The organism is Oscillatoria sp. FACHB-1407 (assembly GCF_014697545.1).
Classification (GTDB): Bacteria; Cyanobacteriota; Cyanobacteriia; order Elainellales; family Elainellaceae; genus FACHB-1407.
Genome location: NZ_JACJSA010000048.1, coordinates 1 through 17,481, shown reverse-complemented (window position 1 = coordinate 17,481; position 17,481 = coordinate 1). Strand labels below are relative to the sequence as shown.

Sequence of the window (17,481 nt, the reverse complement as noted above, 5' to 3'; positions counted from 1 at the left end):
TAACGGTGCGTCAAGTTGGTTGGCAATGACTTGAAGCACGTGTCCTAAGAAGCGATTCAAGTCTGTTTCTGTTGCCAGTACATCAACTGTTTGTTTGAGTGCGTTGTTAGCCTTTGCCAGTTCTGCTGCTCGTTCTTGTTCAGCACGAATGCGTTCTTCAATTAGGCGATCGACCAGTTGCTTCCGGTGTAGTGCTGCCCCAATGCTCTCTGCTGCTGTCGTCAATACATCAATTTCCTGTTGGCTCCATTGACGAGGCGTGATGCAATCATCAAAACTGACACTGCCAACATAATGACCTTCAATGAAAATAGGAACGGCTCCACAGGATTTGATGCCAATCGACTCAAACTGCTCTCGTATAGGGGAAGGAAAAACCTCAACAATATGCCAAATCGAACGTCCTGCGTGCAGGTCTTTTAGCATGAACTCAAAATCATCGTTTTTGAGGGTTCCGGCATCCGGGTGATCCATTTGCGGCACGATGCCATCTGCAACCGATTCATAAGCAACAAGGTGATAGAGTTTTTGAGTAGAGACATCTGGATACTCCACCAGAAGTTGAACCCGACTCATATTTGCCACTTCCCCAACCGCTTGCAAAGCAGCAGGAATAGCAACATCTATATCTTCTGCTTCGAGTAGATCTTTCGTCACTTGAGCAACCGTGGAGAGAAGGCGGTAGCTTCGCTGCACTTCATGTTCGCGCTGTTGCAACTCTTCATTGGCTTTTGCGAGTTCTGAGACTCGCGCTTGTTCTGCTTGTAGAAGAGCTTGCTGGATTTCTCTAAGTTCGGTAATGTCGATCTGTGTACCCCAACCACTAACCACGCAACTATCCTTGATGGTATAAACTCCACTGTTGAGGAAGTAACGCAGTCGCCCTTGGGTATCTATCTCCTCCGTTTCCAAATTGCGAAATCGATAGCCATTCTCGATTGTGCCTCGGATAAACACTGCATTCTTTTCTGAGTCTGGAACATGCACATCGGCGTTTCGCAGTCCAATCAGCTCATCTGGATGATCAACCCCATACATGGCAGCAAAGGCGGGATTCGCTTTAACCACGCGAATGTTGCGGTAAAGTAAATCACATTGTTCTTCAATGGGTAGGCTAATGGGGCAGGGCGGGTCAACTTCTGTGTAGTAGAACCCTTCACTGCTCAATTCAAACAAAGTCCGAAACTGCTCTTCTGACTCACTTAAATGGTTAAGTGCCTGTTGCAGTTCAGCGTTAATTCGTTCCAGTTCTTGCGATCGCTTTTGTTCTGCTTCCAATAAAGCTTGCTGAGTTTCCCGTAGCTCACTAATGTCAAGTTGGGTTCCCCAGCCACCGATGAGGTATCCATCTTCAATAATTCCAATAACGTTATTGAAGAAATAGCACCGCCTCCCTTCAGGGGTGATTTCCTCTGACTCTGCCGCTCGGATGCGATAGCCATTCTCAATCCACCGACGCAGAAATTCAAAGTTTTTACCTGAAGTTAAAATGTGGGCATTACTCAGGCGCAAACCCGAAGCGGCATCAGTCGTCGGTAGACCATACATCGCAGCATAGGCAGCATTTGCCTCAGCGACGTAAAGGGAGCGACGAATTTGCTCCACTTGCTCATCAACAGGTGAGGCTATAGAAATGGGCTGATCTAATTCCCACCGATAGATTCCTTCACTGCTCAGCTCAAACAGAGTCCGATAGCGTTCTTCAGATTCCGTGAGGTGTTCGAGTGTTTGCCGCAGTTCGGCATTGAGTTGTTCGAGTTCTTGCGAGTGCTTCGCAGCATTGCGTGTACGCTCTTGTTCGGCTTGTAGGAGAGCTTGTTGAGTGCGATCGCGCTCAATGGCACTACCAATACAATCAGCCGCAATTTTTAACGCAGACAACTCGGTTGCACTGCGCTGTTTTGCTTCGCGGCAGTCATCTAGCCCCAGCAATCCCCACCATTGACCCTCCACGAAAATTGGCACTGCGTGAGTTGCCTTGACCCCAATTCCCACTTGAGCACTGCGAAAAGGCTCCGAGATTTCCTCAATTAAAAAGCTAAAGGTTTGTCCTTGATGTAGCGGCTCAAAGATTTCAGGAATCTCTTCATAGCTACCTTGAGCTGCCTCAGGATTACCATACTGTGGCATCGTTCCTGATGAAGTCCACTCATAATTCAACGCTCTCCAGCTAGGGAAGAGCGACTCGGAGAACGAGTCAACGTTTTCTATGACAATGATGCGATCGGTGTCTAAGCTCTCGCCCAGAATTTGTAGGGCAGTATTAACGGCTTGTTCTAAAGGGGCGATCGTCAGTAAAGCATTGGCAGCTTGGGCAGTTACTTCTAGCAGGGAATGCTCGACCGACGAAAGGTTGGCGTGTTGGCGCAACTGTTCGTTTTCCTGTTGCAATTGCGCTACTTCTTGCTGTAATTGCTGAAATCGCTGTTCCAGAGACGCATCATTGGGTTGAGGTTGGGTGGAGGAATAAGGCTTCATCGACGTTACCTTGACAAGATGGGCGATCGCAACGCAGAACAACAACTCATAGGAATGAGCCGTTTGCCTGTGAGCTTATCACAGATTTTGTAGAACTCTAGAGCCAGGAGGCCAGCACTAAAGTACCCCTAGATTTACTTGTAAAAAACTCTGCAACTTAACATCAACATTACCTGTTCTTAACCAGAAACGGTTGAGACAATTATTCGCTTTTATGAAGAAATAGTATATCTGTGCTGAATTTTCAATTCTTGCTAACACATCGAATGAACTTGAGAAGTAGTAACAATTAGAACGGTATTCATCTCAGTTTGTGCCTTATTGAGTCACTCTAGCATCACAGATATCTTAGTCATAACCCATCTCATAACTGATTTAGAACTGTTGTGTATATCTAAAATTTCGTTTTAAGAACAAAGCAGAAACGTACCAAAAATCGCACAAATGTAGAATACTCCTGTTGATGTAACTCGTATTGTCAATGTGGAGTTAACGATTTAACTCTCATTCTTCTAATAACAGTGTGTAGATAGCAATCTGGCTCAAGGTCATTGGAAAGCTTAATGGCATTATCTTTAAAGCTATCTTCCATCAAACTCTATCCGGCTGTTTAGCTATACAACACACACTGTATAAGAGCAATGACTTTCGACAACTAGAGAGGCTTTTATGGTTACACAACTGTTGACATTACCTGATGTCAAAACAACCTGGTCTACGATCGATGCTAGCATTTATGGACCGTATTTGGAAGCCTTACAAATGCGACTACTGCTTCGTTTGTGGCATGAAGATGCACTTAAACAAGAATTTTTCACTAACCCGAAAGCCGTGCTGGAGCGAGAAGCTCACCTTAAACTTCCAGCTGAAACTCAGGTAAAAGTACTCGAAGACAGTGAGAATTTGTTTCACTTTGTATTACCTGTAAAACCACCGGAAGAAGAGTTTGCCTACCGCTTCCAGCAAATTGCTGATTGGTGGATGATGGCGCACTCACTAATTTGGTGGCAGATGCGGAATGGATTTGATTTTGCAGCTCTCGATCGCTTCCGTCAGGGCATTCACGTCATGATTATTGGACGTGCCTGGAAAGACCCTCTGTTCGTACCGGAGATGCAACAAGATGCAAAAGCACGGCTCTCAAGAGAGATTGGAGCCACATTCCCTGACAATCTTAAAGTTGTTGCACCTCTCGATACACCGACACTGAAGCATTTTGTCATTCCTAAGCGACCTCAGGATGAAACATTGCTTGACCAATCAGAACACGTTGCTGGTTGGTTTGCCGCAGCTCATCAGCCCTGGTGGTGGCTGAATTGTGCTCGTTTACTCACTCCATTGCCTGAAAAGCTAGAAGACAAGATTTACGCTTAATAAGTTACCCGCTAGTGATATTCGTCTCCGCTTGAGTAGCGTACTCTCAAACGATGCTAAAGAGCGAGGCATGAACAGTGGCATTACGTTGTTCGCCTTGTCTCGCTCCTTACTCAGAATTTAGGGGTACTTTTCGCTCCTGTCTTCTCCGCGAACTAAAGGTTCTAGTTTGTTCTTGGAATCACACGTTAAAGCTGATATCAACCTATTGACGGGAGAACAACTATGAAAATTGGCATCATCGGTTCAGGAAACATTGGCGGTACGGTTGGCAAACTGTGGGCAAAAGCAGGGCATCAAGTTCTATTCAGTTCTCGCAATCCAGAAAAGCTATCGTCACTGATTGCTGAAGCAGGTAGCAATGCTCAAGCTGACACAGTTGCTGAGGCAGTTGCCTTTGCCGATGTGATTTTAGTTGCAGTTTATTATGCAACGATTAACGAGGCGATCGCGGCGTCCAACGATTGGGCAGGCAAAACAGTCATTGATGCCACCAATCCCTATGGTCGTACTGCCAGTGGGCAGGTGCAGCGTCTACCCGGTGTTAGTTCGGGTCTAGAATTTGCTCTGAAATTACCCCAATCACATATTGTCAAAGCCTACAATACGTTACCCAGCACAACGCTTGCAAACGATGCTCATCGTGTTGATCCCTATGTGCTGTTCTACTGCGGTGATGACAATCAAGCCAAACAAAATGTAGCTCAACTCATCCGCGATAGTGGTTTTGTTGGTCTAGAGACAGGAAGTCTGAGCCAAGCACCTCTGCAAGAGCCAGGAGGGCTGCTATACAATCAGCCACTGACAGTACAACCAGCCCGTAAGCTTTTGGACTCTCTCAAGGTTAGTAGTTAATTACGAGAAAAATAACTTATGGATGAGTTGCATTGATCAGGATTTAAGGTTTTTTAGTTGCAGAGATCTTGTGTAGTGAAACAAAAATGACTGCGACTGCAAGAATTGTCTTTTACTACGTGAATATCAATTCAAAGATGGAGCTGACTGCGTGAACATTGGAATTATTGGTGCGGGCAATATGGGCACAGGCATGGGTAAGTTTTGGGCGCAGAACGGACACAAGCTTATGCTGAGCTATTCTCGTAGCCCAGACAAGCTCAAAGCAGCAGCAGAATCTATCGGTTCAGGCACTCTGGTTGGTACTCCCGCAGAAGCTGTGCAGTTTGCTGATGTAGTTGTGCTATCAGTGGCTTGGACAGCGGTTGAAGATGCTCTCCAACAAGCGGGTTCGCTGGATGGAAAAATCCTATTTAGCTGTGTCAATGCACTCTTACCCAACATGGGCGGATTGGCAGTGGGAACAACTACATCAGCCGCCGAGGAGATCGCGAAACTCGCTCCGGGTGCTCGAATTGTTGAGGCAATGCCATTGTTTGCTGAAGTGCTACACTCCTCGTCTCGCTTGTTTGGTGAGCAGAAGCCTACCGTGTTTTATTGCGGAGATGACGAGGATGCCAAAGCAATCGTTGCTCAATTGCTGCAAGAAACAGAAGTAGACGCGATCGATGCTGGACCGCTCAAAAGTGCTCGCTATGTTGAGCCAGCAGGATTTTTGTTAGTGCAGCTTGCCTATGCCCAAAACATGGGACAGGTTGCCCTGAAATTGCTGCAACGGTAGATGCCTTTTCCTCAAACAGAAGTTCCCATGTTTGAGACGCATATAATGCGGTTTCGAGATGGCAAATTGGTTAAAAACATCATCGTTGCTAACAATCTCCTCGGCTTTGAGATCCTGTTGGCAGATGTTATCCATCCGATGATGTTGCCATAGGTTAGCAACACGTTTCAGGAAACATGCAGCTTCAACATCGCAGGTTCAGGTATTGATATCTACTATCTCGTTGAGATGGTGGAAAAGTGCGATCGCAAATTCAACAATTCTATCTGGGTAACTCACTATGACGATAGATTTCAGCGTCAAACTCGACGAAACGGTCAAACAAGATAATTCATTATGCGATTTTCATAAGGTAGAACCCCATCCTAGTTCTCCTCAACGAATCTCCATTTCGCCCGGTCAACTGCTCATTAATGGGCAATGGCGAGATGCAGAAACGGGAGAAACGATGCCCACCAACGACCCAACTACAGAGTCAGAAATCACACGGGTCGCTAAAGGTAGCGTAGCCGATGCCAATGCCGCTGTTGATGCTGCACTGGAGGCTTTTGAGAACGGTCCCTGGGGCAAGATGCACCATGAGGAACGCGCCAAAATTATGTTCCGCATTGCGGACCTGATGGATGCTCACGCAGAAGAGTTCGCCGTGCGTGAAGCGATGGATATGGGAATGCCCTATACCGACTTCATCACGACCGTCATGCCTCATTGCTCTGGGTTATTTCGCTTCTTCGGTGGTCTTGCGATGAGTGCCATGAATGGCGGCTATCGCACGTCTTACGAATCCGATATTCGGATGCTAACCCGCCGTGAACCATTGGGTGTTGTCGCTGCAATTACGCCCTTCAACTTTCCGTTGGCATTGTCTGTTAGCAAAATTGCACCAGGTTTTGCAGCCGGGAATACCTTCGTTCACAAACCTGCGTCTGATACACCCCTGAGTGCGCTGCTATTGGGACAAATTATGTTGGAAGCGGGAGTGCCGGAAGGCGTGTATAACCTGGTGACGGGTCCCGGTGGCTCTTTAGGGGATGCTCTGGTGAAGAACCCCAAAGTGGATAAGGTGGCGTTTACCGGGTCAACCGGGGTCGGGCAGGGCATTATCAAGAATGGGGCAGATACGCTGAAGCATCTGACGATGGAACTCGGTGGAAAATCGCCCAACATCATCTTTGCCGATGCCAACATCGATCAGGCCGTTCAAGCAGCATTTTGGGGTATTTTCTGGAACAAAGGTGAGGTTTGTGTTGCTGGCTCACGGCTCTTGGTGGAGCGATCGGTGTACGACGAAGTGGTAGAAAAGCTTTCCAGAAAGGCGAATGATGCCATTCTGGGTGATCCGCTTGATCCGGCAACGCAGATTGGGCCGATCGCCAGCCCCAGTGAATACAAGAAGGTTTGGTCCTACGTAGAAGCAGGCAAGCAATCTTCAGCGCGATTAGTTGCAGGTGGCAACACGCGCAAAGTGAACGGCAAAGGGTTGTTCATCGAACCTACGCTGTTTGCCGATGCAACCAATGATATGAAGATCAGCCGAGAAGAGATCTTCGGTCCAGTACTGCCTATCATTCCGTTTGATACTGAGGAAGATGCTATTCGCATCGCCAATGACACCCCTTATGGATTGGCATCCGGCATTCAAACCGGAAATCTAGGTCGGGCATTGCGTCTGGCGGACAAGATTAAAGCGGGTACGGTGTGGATTAACACCTGGCATAAATATCATCCCAATGCACCCTTTGGCGGGTTCAAAATGTCTGGCTACGGGCGTGAGCAGGGCGCAGAAGCCCTTGAGAGCTATACGCAATACAAGACCGTTTGGGCGAATCTGGTTTGACGTTAGACAGTGACGCAACATTGCAAATCACTCACTCAAACAACATCTCACTCATCACTTAACTCATAAGGAGATTGTGCAATGACGATTCCATTAAAGCCGGTTCAGGATCAAGTGGTCGTGGTATTTGGTGCATCCAGCGGCATGGGACGGGCAGCCGCTAAACTGTTTGCGACAAAAGGTGCCAGGGTTGTTGCAGCGGCACGCGGAGCAGAAGGACTGGCATCTCTTAAAGCAGAAATTGAATCAGCAGGCGGAACCTGTGTGACGCAAGTGGCAGATGTCAGTGCTTTTGAGCAGGTGAAAAGTGTTGCAGATCTGGCGATCGCCCAGTTTGGACGCATTGATACCTGGGTGGGTGTGGCTGGAGTCTGGGCAACGGCTAGCTTTGAAGAAACGAAACCAGAAGAACTTTATCGCATCATCCAGGTCAATTTGTTTGGTCAAGCGCACGGTCTGTGGGCAGCCCTACCTCACCTGAAGCGCAATATTGAACGGGGTGAACCCGGTGGAGCAATCATTTGCTTTTCCTCGGTTTTAGGACAGTTGGGGCATCCGATGACCTCTGCCTACTGTGCCTCTAAGCATGGACTCAATGGTATGGTCGATGCCCTGCGAATTGAACTGAAACAGCAAAACCTGCCTATCAGCGTCACCACCATCATGCCCTTTGGCACGAATACTCCAATCTATGACACGGGACTCTCCCGAATTGGCTTTACGCCTCGTCCCGCTCCGCCCATTGTGCAGCCCGAAGTCGTTGCCGAAGCGGTGGTTTACGCCGCAGAACATTCCGTGCGACAGGTCTATGGCAGCGGCATTGCCAAGGCATTAGTAATGGTCAATCAGCTTGTTCCAGAGTTGATGGATGACTTTATGGCAGTGAATCTGTCTCCTGAAAAGCAGAAGTCGAAAAAAGCAATTGCTGATAACGAACCCAATGGGCTTTACTTTCCCGTTGCTGATTGGCGTGTTCACGGTGATTTTGATGATGAATCCATTGAGCGATCGCCCTATGTTCTCCTGCAAACCGGGCAAAACGTCAGTGATGGCATGTCAGAAGTTGAGGGGACATTGAACAGTGTACTGTCCTCAGAGGGTGCGAAAGCGCGAGGCATTGATAGCAATGCTGTGTTGACTGTTCTCCACCAATTAGCACAGGGACAAGCGCAGCAGTGGGTGAAACCTACAGTTGGTGCAGTTTAGCTTGAATCACCACTGGTATTGCTGCGACTTTCACACAACCATTGCCCAGGGAGGACGGTTAATATGGCTCACCCTCGACGCTTGATTGTCGGCATTCGTGGTGTAAGTGGAATCATTTACTCTGTTTGCTCAATTCAAACCTTTTATCTTGAGGAAAAAGTATGGTTGCACAACTTGATGCACTAAAATCATCCAATCGTCCTGATTTTCCCATTACCCTGACCCAACTCTTCATCAATGGGGAATGGCGTAATTCCAGCAACGGAAAAACGTTTGATGTCATTGACCCAACCACAGAAGCAGTGGCTGCCCAGGTTGCAGAAGGGACACAAGCAGATGCAGAAGATGCGATCGCCGCAGCACTCCAAGCTTTTGAGCAAGGTCCGTGGGGACAAATCAGCGGCCATGAGCGGGGCAAAATCCTGTGGCGAGTGGGTGACTTGTTCCTGAAATACACCGAGGAATTAGCATTTTTGCAAGCGAAGGAAATGGGGCGGCTGTACACAGACAGCATCACGATCGACATTCCTCACCTGGCAAATACATTTCACTACTTCGCAGGTTGGGCAAGTAAACTGGAGGGGTCTGTAAAGCAAACCACCAAAGGATTACATACCTATACTCTGCGGGAACCGTTGGGAGTTATAGCAGCCATCACACCGTTCAATTTTCCCTTGGTTCTCTCCATTCACAAGTTTGCCCCTGCCCTTGCGGCTGGAAATACCATTGTCCATAAACCGTCCTCCTCCACACCGCTGTCTGCGTTGAAAGTGGCAGCCATCATGCAAGAGGCAGGTGTCCCGGATGGTGTATTCAATGTGCTTCCAGGTCCGGGAAGTACGGTTGGACATACGCTTTCAACCCATCCTGATGTTCACAAAGTTGCAATTACAGGATCAACAGCAAGCGGAATTCGAGTGATTAAAGACTCTGCCGATACACTAAAACATTTGACGATGGAACTGGGCGGCAAGTCTGCCAATATTATTTTTGCGGATGCTGATCTCGATGCAGCCGCAGAGACTGCTTATTACGGCGTGTTCTATAACAAGGGTGAGATTTGTTATGCCGGATCGCGGATGTTAGTTGAGCGGTCTATCTATAACGAAATGATCGATCGCGTCGCGGGATGGGCAAAACGAACCAAAGTCGGTGATCCCTTTGATCCTGAAAGCCAGATGGGGCCGATCGCGAACAAGAGTGAATATGAGAATGTGCTGCGGTACATGGAGATTGGTCAGCAGGATGGGGCACGATTGGTTGCAGGTGGCAAAGCGGTAGATATCGGTACCGGAAAAGGCTACTTTGTGGAGCCAACGGTGTTTGCCGATGTCAACAGTGATATGACGATCGCCCGTGAAGAAACCTTTGGTCCGATTCTGTCTGTGATTCCTTTTGATACCTTTGAGGATGCAATTCAGATTGCTAATAACAATCAATACGGGTTAGCTTCAGGAGTGCATACCCGTGACATTAAGAAAGCCCATCGAGCCGCCGCTCGTCTCAAGGCAGGTACAGTTTGGGTCAATACGTGGGGACAGTTTGATCCATCCAGTCCATTTGGCGGCTATAAGATGAGCGGTTATGGGCGCGAGAATGGTCAAGAAGCACTGGAGTTTTACCTCCAAACTAAGACTGTATGGGTTGATCTTTCATAGAACCATCAGATGCTGAAGCCCATCAACCTGACAAGCAATCGTTGAGATATGGAAACTCGTACTGAGGAAGAAAATCAACCTGTTACGGTAGTGATCTCGCAGTTAGTCAAACCTGGAAAAGAGAGAGCGTTTGAGCAATGGTTGACTGGGATTTGCAGCGCAGCCAAGAGCTTTAGTGGACATCTTGGCACGAACATCATTCGTCCTCCTCAAAGGACGCATTCCGAATACGTCATTATCTTCAAGTTTGACCACTATCGTAGTTTGCAAACCTGGATGAATTCAAAAGAACGTCAGCAGTGGATTATCAAAGCTCTGCCACTGATTCAAGGTGCGCCCAATGTTCAAGAATTGTCTGGTTTAGAAGCCTGGTTCTCTTTGCCAGGACGGCTACTGAACCTTCCCCCTCCACGGTATAAAACGGCGATTCTAGTTTGGGCTTCAATCTCAGTGTTAACGAATACTCTTGCTCCGCTATTTAGCTACGCCTTGAGAGGATTTCCAACATTGGTCACTTCAGTGATCATTTCAGCCATTGTCACTACCTTGATGACGTATGTTGTCATGCCTCAAGTCACTCAAGTGTTCTCTAAATGGCTCTATCCAGAGGGGTAAAAAACCTCAACTCAGTTCACCATCAAGTCTAGAGAGATGACAATTATGGAACTACAGAACAAAGTTGCGTTGATCACTGGAGCCAGTAGTGGCATTGGCAGGGCGATCGCCGAGGATTTAGATGCAGTAGGGATGAATTTAATCCTCACAGCCCGATCGCAAGATAAGTTAGAGAAAGTAGCGGCATCACTCAAAAACGCCAAAGTATTTGCTGCCACAATTACTGACCCGGATGTTCCACAAAAATTAGTGGATTTTGCGATCGCTACCTTTGGGCAACTCGATGTTGTGATCAACAACGCTGGAGCCATGACGATTGGCTCCATTGAAGAAGTAGACATTGAAGCAGTTTGCCAAATGGTCCGCCTTAATGTGGAATCCGTTTATCGATTGGCATACACGGCATTGCGCTACTTTAAACAAAACGGGAGCGGTTTTTTAATCAACACATCCAGCATTGCTGGCTTGAAAACTTCTCCAACTGTAGGAGCATACAGTGGCACAAAGCACGCTGTTGAAGCCTTTACCGATGCTCTCAGGATGGAATTAGCCGGAACTGGAGTCAAAGTTGCGGCGATCGCTCCTGGCACTGTTGATACAGGCTTGTATGACCACTGGGGGCAAGACAGTAAAGACTGGGTGATGACAGGAGGTGCGCTGCAACCGCAGGACATTGCCCGTGGCGTGCGAACTGTTCTAGAGCAACCTGACCATGTTCTCATCCCCAGAATGCTCATTGTGCCAACCAATGCAGGATTCTAGTACAGCAAAAAATAAGTTTTGAAAGGGGTGAAGGGGTTCCACCCCTTCTTGGGGCGAAGCCCCCAAACCCCCTACATTGCAGAACTTTGTGTTCGCAACACTAGTTCGACAGATGTAAAAACTAGCTGATGATATCAACATTCACGTTATAAGAAGTTCTTGTTTAAGACTTGCCAAAACACTTCCTCAAATCAGGTCTGATCTTCAGGAGAAATAGGATGGCAGAACAACCTCGAATTGCAGTCATCACAGGCAGTAATCGTGGATTGGGGTATGCAATTGCCCGCAAGTTAGGGCAGCAAGGCATCAAAGTCGTTGTAACAAGCCGTCGAGAAGCAGAAGGATTAGCTGCAAAAGAGCAATTGGTCGCTGAAGGAATCCAGGCAGATTATCATACGCTCGATGTTACAGACAGCGACAGTATTCACATCTTGCCGCCTGGGTGAGAGACACCTACGGTAAAATTGATATCCTCGTCAATAATGCTGGCGTGAACCCATCAGGACATCGACATTACCGCAAGGTGGATCGCAGGGCAAGTTCTTTGCTGAGATGCGAAAGTTCGGTACACCTGTTCAACTACCGTGGTAGGTGTTACAGCTAATCAAGGCCAATGGCACTGGCAGCGAGCTTATTATATCTTGATCGTAAAAGATGATTCTGAAGTTGCTTATTTGATAGAGCAGGAGTTTGTCTACGAAGGATACAAAGTTTGCGCTATCCATCATAGTGCCGCAGGGTTGATGACGATTCGTGGAAGTAACCCGGATTTAGTGATTTTAGGATATTCAGCTCTGGAGCTTCTTGAGAGAAGGGGTTGCAGCCCAGTGCAATGGTTTTTAATTTTTAGCCCAAATTTATTCGAGGGTGAACTATAGGGAAAGATGCAAGATACAAGTTATTGAGCAATTTAAGATCGATTTCTGAAACAGCAGTAGCTTAGCCTAGAGAAATCTATTCAGACTAATCCAAGGCGTAATGCAACTACAACAGCTTGTAAGCGATGTTCAACTCCAAACTTGTTTAATATTCCTCTGACGTGGCTTTTTACAGTATGTGGGCTGAGATGTAAACGAATAGCGATCTCAGGGTTAGTAAGACCTTCAACTAGAAGTTGTAGAACTTCTAGCTCGCGAACCGACAGCCTAGGAGTAGATCGTAAATAGCTTGATTGATTGTATTCTTCCTGCATAACTACTCCGAGTATTATCGAGGACAGAGTCATAACTATTTTTATAGCGTTATGCATAAAGCTTGGGATAAGGAGATGTGAGAGCTGCGCCCCTAGCTAACTCTGGCTTAACTTTTGTCAGTACGGCTATATGGGGCTGTAATGGATGCCGCATATTGTAATTTCACCTTAGTCCTAGAAGTAACTGCTGAGCATTACATGCTTATGCTCAGTTGTTTTATTGCTTCAGAGCAAATGGTAATAACGTTAAATGTCTAAAACCTTTAAGAGTGGCTATACATTATTCACTCAGTTTTCACAGATTTGCTTCCTCAGCTCAATTATCTAATTCTTACTAAATCAGTTGTTTCTAAATTCTAAAGAAAAAGTAAAATTCTGTCTTGCAAATATTTGCTTTATTTAACAAGTTTTTGCAAACAAGAGTTATTCAAAGTTGGAGAGGGCAGAGGTGCTCAAGTGACGGCGATCGCTCAGGAAAAGAAGAAGGACACATACCCTCTAATCTTACTCATAGAACTTTTAGGAGTTTGAGAGGTCAGAGTGGTAGTACAGAGAATAGTTATCTGTTTGCAGAGGAACAATTGAATGAAAATTTGGGTGAGTACTACCTGAGCCATATGAAGGTCGCTAACTCACCCTTTACTCCATAGATATCTTTACTCCGCCAGGTAATGTCATTGTTGCCAATTTGCAATGATCTGATGAATGCTCGCTTGAGCAGACGCGATCGCACGTTGTCGTGCTTCAGTTCCCATCGCCAAGTTCTCGGCATGGATAAAAGCAATATCGGTGATCCCGATGAATTCAAATACGGCTCGCAAATAAGGCTCTTGAAAGTCTAGTGGGCTGTTCGCATAACTGCCTCCGCGTGTGGTAATCACAACTGCTCTTTTATCGCTCACGAGTCCTTGGTAACCATCAGAGTCGATCGCAAACGTTCGTCTTACCCGCACAATTTGGTCGATATACGCTTTGAAATTGGCAGGAACGCTGTAGTTATACATGGGAATGCCAAAAACTAAAAAATCGGCTGCGAACAACTCATCAATTAACTCATCCGAAATTTTCAATGCAGTTTCCAAGTTTGGGTTCAATTGGTCAGGTGGTGTAAATGCTGCTGCAATCCAGGCTTCATCAATAGGTGGAACTGGATAGCGTCCAACATCCCGGTAAGTTACCTGACTGTTTGGATCAGTGTGTTGCCACATTTGAATCAACTGTTTCGTTAAGGTACGAGAGATAGAGCGGTGCGAAGCAGTTCCCCCTTCGGGGTAAACGCCTCTCGGACTGGAATCTACCTGCAACAAAGTAGCCATTGTGGATCTCCTTATTTAAGGTTTGAATTAGTTCTGCACAACTGTTTAAGCTGTTCAACTGCTCTCATGCCTGAAGCTTCTTCTCGTACTTCAGGGTTTGATACACTGCAATGAGTAAGACATTGCTGATCAGTAAGATGGCTCCAAAGCCAACAAGGGTAGGAATAATACCAAAGCGATCAGAGAGAAAGCCAATCAAAATTACGGGAATGCCGTATCCTAAATAAGCGCAGGCAAAGTAACCAGACGTGACTCGTGCGGATTGATTGCCACCTAACCGCACGACTTCCGCTAATCCACCCAGGTAAGTGAATCCATAGCACGCTATGCCTGCGATCGCCACTCCAAGCAGCACTAGACTCAATGAACCCCATGCTGCACCACTGGTAAATAGGGCATAGCCAATGACCATCAGTAACGAACCCAGTTGAAGCGATCGCCGGGGTTCCATGCGTCGGGCAACGGGTTGAAACACAACCCCTGTCATCACGATGATGAACAGCATCGGTCCTGACCAGTTGGGTAGCCCGTATTGCACCAGTTGAGTCGGTAGGATGATTCCCACAATCCCGGCTAAAGACCATGCGAGGGCGATCGCCAACCCTGCCCAAATTGCCTTAGAAGGGAAGAGGGGTAATCGAACCAGTGGAGTGGGTATCGTTGCCTGTTCAGGAATATTGATCGCTAAACCAATACAACCCAGAATGAGAACAAAAATAATCCAATAGCTAAACGGAACAAGGGAATTGTGAATGGAGAGAATGAGATTAGTCAATAGAGCACCACTGGAAAATCCCAGTGCTGTCGTTAAGCTGACGTAAGCCGCCACTCTAGCAGAGTTTTGAGGCATCAACGTAGACAAGTACGCCGTTCCAGTTCCTGTGATTAACCCCACCCCAATGCCTTGAAGTACCCTTGTCACGAACAGGGTGTAGATGGTGGGGTGGGCAATCATCAAAAAGGTGGCGACACAGGCAAACAGCAAACTTGCCAAAATCACCTTTTTGCGCCCAATTTGATCAGATGCCCCACCGAGCAAAATTAACGTGGGGAGTAGTCCTGCTACGTAGGTTGAGAAGGCGATCGCCGAGATACCACTACCAAAGCCTGCTAGCGTCGCATAAGTGTTGTATAGCGGAATTTGCAGGTTAGCTGCATGGGTGATCAGGAAGATGGCGATCGCCACAATGATGGCAGGTCGTTTCATAGAGGTCACTTTCTAAAGAAAATTCTTTAGTAAAGACTCTATAAAACTCCACTACGGCCGTCTTGCATATTCCTCTGATTTTGAGCACATTCCTACTGACTTTTCGAGAATTCTTTAGGTGTAACCTCTAGCCAAGTTCTCCTTTACTACTCTCTAACTGGACGTAGTGTTCTCCTTTCGGAATTTTGAAGGTTGAAGCAATCTTTTTACTAATAAACTGATAATCAAAAGCATTCCACTCTGATTTAGGGCCTGCTGCTATGCATTGGTTTCCAAATTTTCGTAAGCACCTCAGGCATTTGGGCGATCGCATTTGTGCTATTCAAGTTGTACTACTAAAAGAAGCATAGTAAGTGAGCAGCTTTTGCTGATTGCGATAAACCTTGGGTGTTAGTCCAGTCATCTGTTGAAAGCGTCGAGTGAAGTGGCTTTGATTAGAAAAGCCACACTCTAATGCAATTTCAGCAATTGCCATTTCGCTATCCTGCAACAATTGTTTAGCTCGTTCTACTCGTTGCTGAATCAAGTATTGGTAAGGAGAAATGCCTATAGATTGCTTAAATACATGACAAAAATAAAAATGACTTATTTTAGCAACCTCAGCCAAATCAGCTACTTGAATTTCTTGATGAAGATTCTGACTAATGTAATCAATGACTCTTTGTATCGTGTACAAAGGCAATCCATTTTGAGTAACTGATGTGTTCATGGTTTGTGTGGTAACTATAACCCATTAAGTTCTTGTTTTAGAAGGCAAAACAATCACAACCGATACCGCCCCAGAAACTAGATAAGGAACCTGCGGTATTGAGTGCAGAACCTGTGGAGCGACAGGTTACCTTGTGAATGTGATTACAGAGAGCTGTGCATAAATGAAGTGCTTTTGCTGCCACAGGCACAGGGACAGGTGCAGCATAGTAGCCGCCATAAGTGGCAACAGGTGACCACTCTGGTAAAACCGGAATAGAGGGTGGGTCAAGATCACTGAATTCCTGCACAGCGTAAACCACGCTGCCACCTACCATCGTCAATACTGATTCCAGGCCCTTAATCTGCTGCTCTGGCATAGAGAAGTAGTCGCCTGAAAGTACGGCTAAGTCTGCTAGTTGACCGGGAGCGATCGCCCCCTTCTTACCCTCCTCCGATGAGAACCAACTGCTGCCAACCGTGTAGAGCCGCAAGGCTTCCATCCGGTCTAAACGGTTTTGACTCGGGTAAAGTGCGGTTCCACCCACCGTTTTACCGCTAATCAGCCAATACAGTGCCACAAAGGGGTTATAGGAAGCGACTCGCGTTGCATCGGTTCCCGCTCCAACGGGAATCTCCATCTCTAGCATCCGGGCGATCGGCGGCGTATGTTGGGCAGCAGTTGCACCGTAGCGATCGACAAAATACTCCCCTTGAAATGCCATGCGATGTTGAATGGCAATGCCACCACCTAACGCTTTGACTCGCTCTAAATTACGTTCAGAAATTGTTTCAGCGTGGTCAAAGAACCAATGTAAACCATCCAATGGAACGTCTCGGTTCACCTCTTCAAACACGTTCAAAAAGCGTGTGATCGATTCGTCGTAAGTAGCGTGGAGACGAAATGCCCAACGATTTTGTGCTAGCAGTGTGACGACATCCTTTAATTGCGTTTCTAATGTATCAGCTAGATCGGGACGAGGTTCTAAAAAATCTTCAAAATCTGCGGCGGAGAAGACTAACATTTCACCCGCGCCATTCATGCGATAGAAATCGTCTCCTTGACCTGGTTGTACCATTTTCGCCCAGTTTGCAAAGTCTTCCAATTCTTGACCCGGACGCTGAGTGAAGAGGTTATAACCAACGCGAACGGTGAGTTCACCCCGTTGGTGCAAGTCTTCAATCACTTGATAATCGTCAGGATAATTTTGATAGCCTCCTCCAGCATCAATGACGCTGGTAATGCCAAGGCGATTGAGTTCGCGCATGAAGTGGCGAGTTGAGTTGAGTTGATGCTCATAGGGCAATCTCGGACCTTTTGCTAATGTAGAGTACAAAATTGTGGCGTTGGGTCTGGCAATCAATAACCCAGTTGGATTGCCATAGCCATCGCGTTGAATCTCTCCTCCCAGTGGGTTTGGTGTATCCCTGGTGTAACCAACGGCTCGTAGTGCCGCACGGTTTAGCAGGGCGCGATCGTACAGGTGTAGAATAAAAACAGGTGTGTTGGGGG

At 46.9% G+C, this 17,481-nt stretch carries 17 protein-coding genes and 1 pseudogene; 11 read left to right on the top strand and 7 right to left on the bottom strand.

Annotated elements, in window-relative coordinates:
* The coding region (locus H6G89_RS33685) for a GAF domain-containing protein (protein WP_190514383.1) at positions 1–2,478 on the bottom strand (2,478 nt) is incomplete at its 3' end.
* Between the two features lie 669 nt (positions 2,479–3,147).
* Here H6G89_RS33685 and H6G89_RS33680 point away from each other — a divergent pair.
* From H6G89_RS33680 to H6G89_RS33630, 11 genes are all read left to right on the top strand, one after another.
* On the top strand, positions 3,148–3,852 hold the full coding sequence (locus H6G89_RS33680) for an NHLP leader peptide family RiPP precursor (protein ID WP_190514382.1): 705 nt from the start codon (positions 3,148–3,150) through the stop codon (positions 3,850–3,852).
* Between the two features lie 225 nt (positions 3,853–4,077).
* The gene (locus tag H6G89_RS33675; RefSeq protein WP_190514381.1) at positions 4,078–4,707 is read left to right on the top strand and encodes an NADPH-dependent F420 reductase; all 630 of its coding nucleotides are present in this window, start codon (positions 4,078–4,080) and stop codon (positions 4,705–4,707) included.
* 151 nt (positions 4,708–4,858) lie between these two features.
* The gene (locus tag H6G89_RS33670) at positions 4,859–5,488 is read left to right on the top strand and encodes an NADPH-dependent F420 reductase (protein WP_190514380.1); all 630 of its coding nucleotides are present in this window, start codon (positions 4,859–4,861) and stop codon (positions 5,486–5,488) included.
* The gene (locus tag H6G89_RS33665; RefSeq protein WP_190514379.1) at positions 5,489–5,641 is read left to right on the top strand and encodes a hypothetical protein; all 153 of its coding nucleotides are present in this window, start codon (positions 5,489–5,491) and stop codon (positions 5,639–5,641) included. It abuts the gene before it with no gap.
* A gap of 127 nt (positions 5,642–5,768) precedes the next feature.
* Positions 5,769–7,325, top strand: a complete 1,557-nt coding sequence (locus tag H6G89_RS33660; RefSeq protein ID WP_190514378.1) for an aldehyde dehydrogenase family protein — start codon at positions 5,769–5,771, stop codon at positions 7,323–7,325.
* Positions 7,326–7,406: 81 nt separating this feature from the next.
* A complete protein-coding gene (locus tag H6G89_RS33655) occupies positions 7,407–8,531 on the top strand; it encodes an SDR family oxidoreductase (RefSeq protein ID WP_190514377.1) in 1,125 nt (374 codons plus the stop codon).
* A 161-nt stretch (positions 8,532–8,692) separates the two neighbouring features.
* Positions 8,693–10,189: an aldehyde dehydrogenase family protein gene (locus tag H6G89_RS33650; protein ID WP_190514376.1), complete on the top strand. Its 1,497-nt coding sequence runs from the start codon at positions 8,693–8,695 to the stop codon at positions 10,187–10,189.
* 48 nt (positions 10,190–10,237) lie between these two features.
* Positions 10,238–10,804, top strand: a complete 567-nt coding sequence (locus H6G89_RS33645) for an antibiotic biosynthesis monooxygenase (protein WP_190514375.1) — start codon at positions 10,238–10,240, stop codon at positions 10,802–10,804.
* Between the two features lie 45 nt (positions 10,805–10,849).
* Entirely contained in the window at positions 10,850–11,566 is a 717-nt protein-coding gene (locus H6G89_RS33640) for an SDR family oxidoreductase (RefSeq protein WP_199337104.1), read from the top strand.
* A gap of 218 nt (positions 11,567–11,784) precedes the next feature.
* Entirely contained in the window at positions 11,785–12,012 is a 228-nt protein-coding gene (locus H6G89_RS34740) for an SDR family NAD(P)-dependent oxidoreductase (protein ID WP_199337103.1), read from the top strand.
* A gap of 138 nt (positions 12,013–12,150) precedes the next feature.
* Positions 12,151–12,444: a hypothetical protein gene (locus H6G89_RS33630; RefSeq protein ID WP_190514374.1), complete on the top strand. Its 294-nt coding sequence runs from the start codon at positions 12,151–12,153 to the stop codon at positions 12,442–12,444.
* Between the two features lie 80 nt (positions 12,445–12,524).
* Here H6G89_RS33630 and H6G89_RS35455 read toward each other — a convergent pair whose 3' ends face one another.
* From H6G89_RS35455 to H6G89_RS33600, 6 genes and pseudogenes are all read right to left on the bottom strand, one after another.
* Positions 12,525–12,758: a response regulator transcription factor gene (locus H6G89_RS35455; RefSeq protein ID WP_339384597.1), complete on the bottom strand. Its 234-nt coding sequence runs from the start codon at positions 12,756–12,758 to the stop codon at positions 12,525–12,527.
* Positions 12,759–13,432: 674 nt separating this feature from the next.
* Positions 13,433–14,074: an FMN-dependent NADH-azoreductase gene (locus H6G89_RS33620; RefSeq protein ID WP_190514372.1), complete on the bottom strand. Its 642-nt coding sequence runs from the start codon at positions 14,072–14,074 to the stop codon at positions 13,433–13,435.
* Between the two features lie 64 nt (positions 14,075–14,138).
* Complete coding sequence (locus H6G89_RS33615; protein WP_190514371.1) at positions 14,139–15,281, bottom strand: MFS transporter; 1,143 nt, start codon at positions 15,279–15,281, stop codon at positions 14,139–14,141.
* Between the two features lie 130 nt (positions 15,282–15,411).
* Positions 15,412–15,572 (bottom strand): annotated as a pseudogene (locus H6G89_RS33610) (NAD(P)H-quinone oxidoreductase subunit H); the annotation flags it as partial.
* 31 nt (positions 15,573–15,603) lie between these two features.
* On the bottom strand, positions 15,604–15,990 hold the full coding sequence (locus H6G89_RS33605) for a helix-turn-helix domain-containing protein (RefSeq protein WP_190514370.1): 387 nt from the start codon (positions 15,988–15,990) through the stop codon (positions 15,604–15,606).
* A 37-nt stretch (positions 15,991–16,027) separates the two neighbouring features.
* Positions 16,028–17,481: amidohydrolase (locus tag H6G89_RS33600; RefSeq protein WP_190514369.1), on the bottom strand; the 1,454-nt coding region annotated here is incomplete at its 5' end.

What these genes read in the sequence shown, in the direction of transcription:
- H6G89_RS33680 (WP_190514382.1), top strand. Translation starts at nt 3,148, where the DNA reads ATGGTTACACAACTGTTGACATTACCTGATGTCAAAACAACCTGGTCT.
- H6G89_RS33675 (WP_190514381.1), top strand. Translation starts at nt 4,078, where the DNA reads ATGAAAATTGGCATCATCGGTTCAGGAAACATTGGCGGTACGGTTGGC.
- H6G89_RS33665 (WP_190514379.1), top strand. Translation starts at nt 5,489, where the DNA reads ATGCCTTTTCCTCAAACAGAAGTTCCCATGTTTGAGACGCATATAATG.
- H6G89_RS33660 (WP_190514378.1), top strand. Translation starts at nt 5,769, where the DNA reads ATGACGATAGATTTCAGCGTCAAACTCGACGAAACGGTCAAACAAGAT.
- H6G89_RS33655 (WP_190514377.1), top strand. Translation starts at nt 7,407, where the DNA reads ATGACGATTCCATTAAAGCCGGTTCAGGATCAAGTGGTCGTGGTATTT.
- H6G89_RS33650 (WP_190514376.1), top strand. Translation starts at nt 8,693, where the DNA reads ATGGTTGCACAACTTGATGCACTAAAATCATCCAATCGTCCTGATTTT.
- H6G89_RS33645 (WP_190514375.1), top strand. Translation starts at nt 10,238, where the DNA reads ATGGAAACTCGTACTGAGGAAGAAAATCAACCTGTTACGGTAGTGATC.
- H6G89_RS33640 (WP_199337104.1), top strand. Translation starts at nt 10,850, where the DNA reads ATGGAACTACAGAACAAAGTTGCGTTGATCACTGGAGCCAGTAGTGGC.
- H6G89_RS34740 (WP_199337103.1), top strand. Translation starts at nt 11,785, where the DNA reads ATGGCAGAACAACCTCGAATTGCAGTCATCACAGGCAGTAATCGTGGA.
- H6G89_RS35455 (WP_339384597.1), bottom strand. Translation starts at nt 12,758, where the DNA reads ATGCAGGAAGAATACAATCAATCAAGCTATTTACGATCTACTCCTAGG.
- H6G89_RS33620 (WP_190514372.1), bottom strand. Translation starts at nt 14,074, where the DNA reads ATGGCTACTTTGTTGCAGGTAGATTCCAGTCCGAGAGGCGTTTACCCC.
- H6G89_RS33615 (WP_190514371.1), bottom strand. Translation starts at nt 15,281, where the DNA reads ATGAAACGACCTGCCATCATTGTGGCGATCGCCATCTTCCTGATCACC.
- H6G89_RS33605 (WP_190514370.1), bottom strand. Translation starts at nt 15,990, where the DNA reads ATGAACACATCAGTTACTCAAAATGGATTGCCTTTGTACACGATACAA.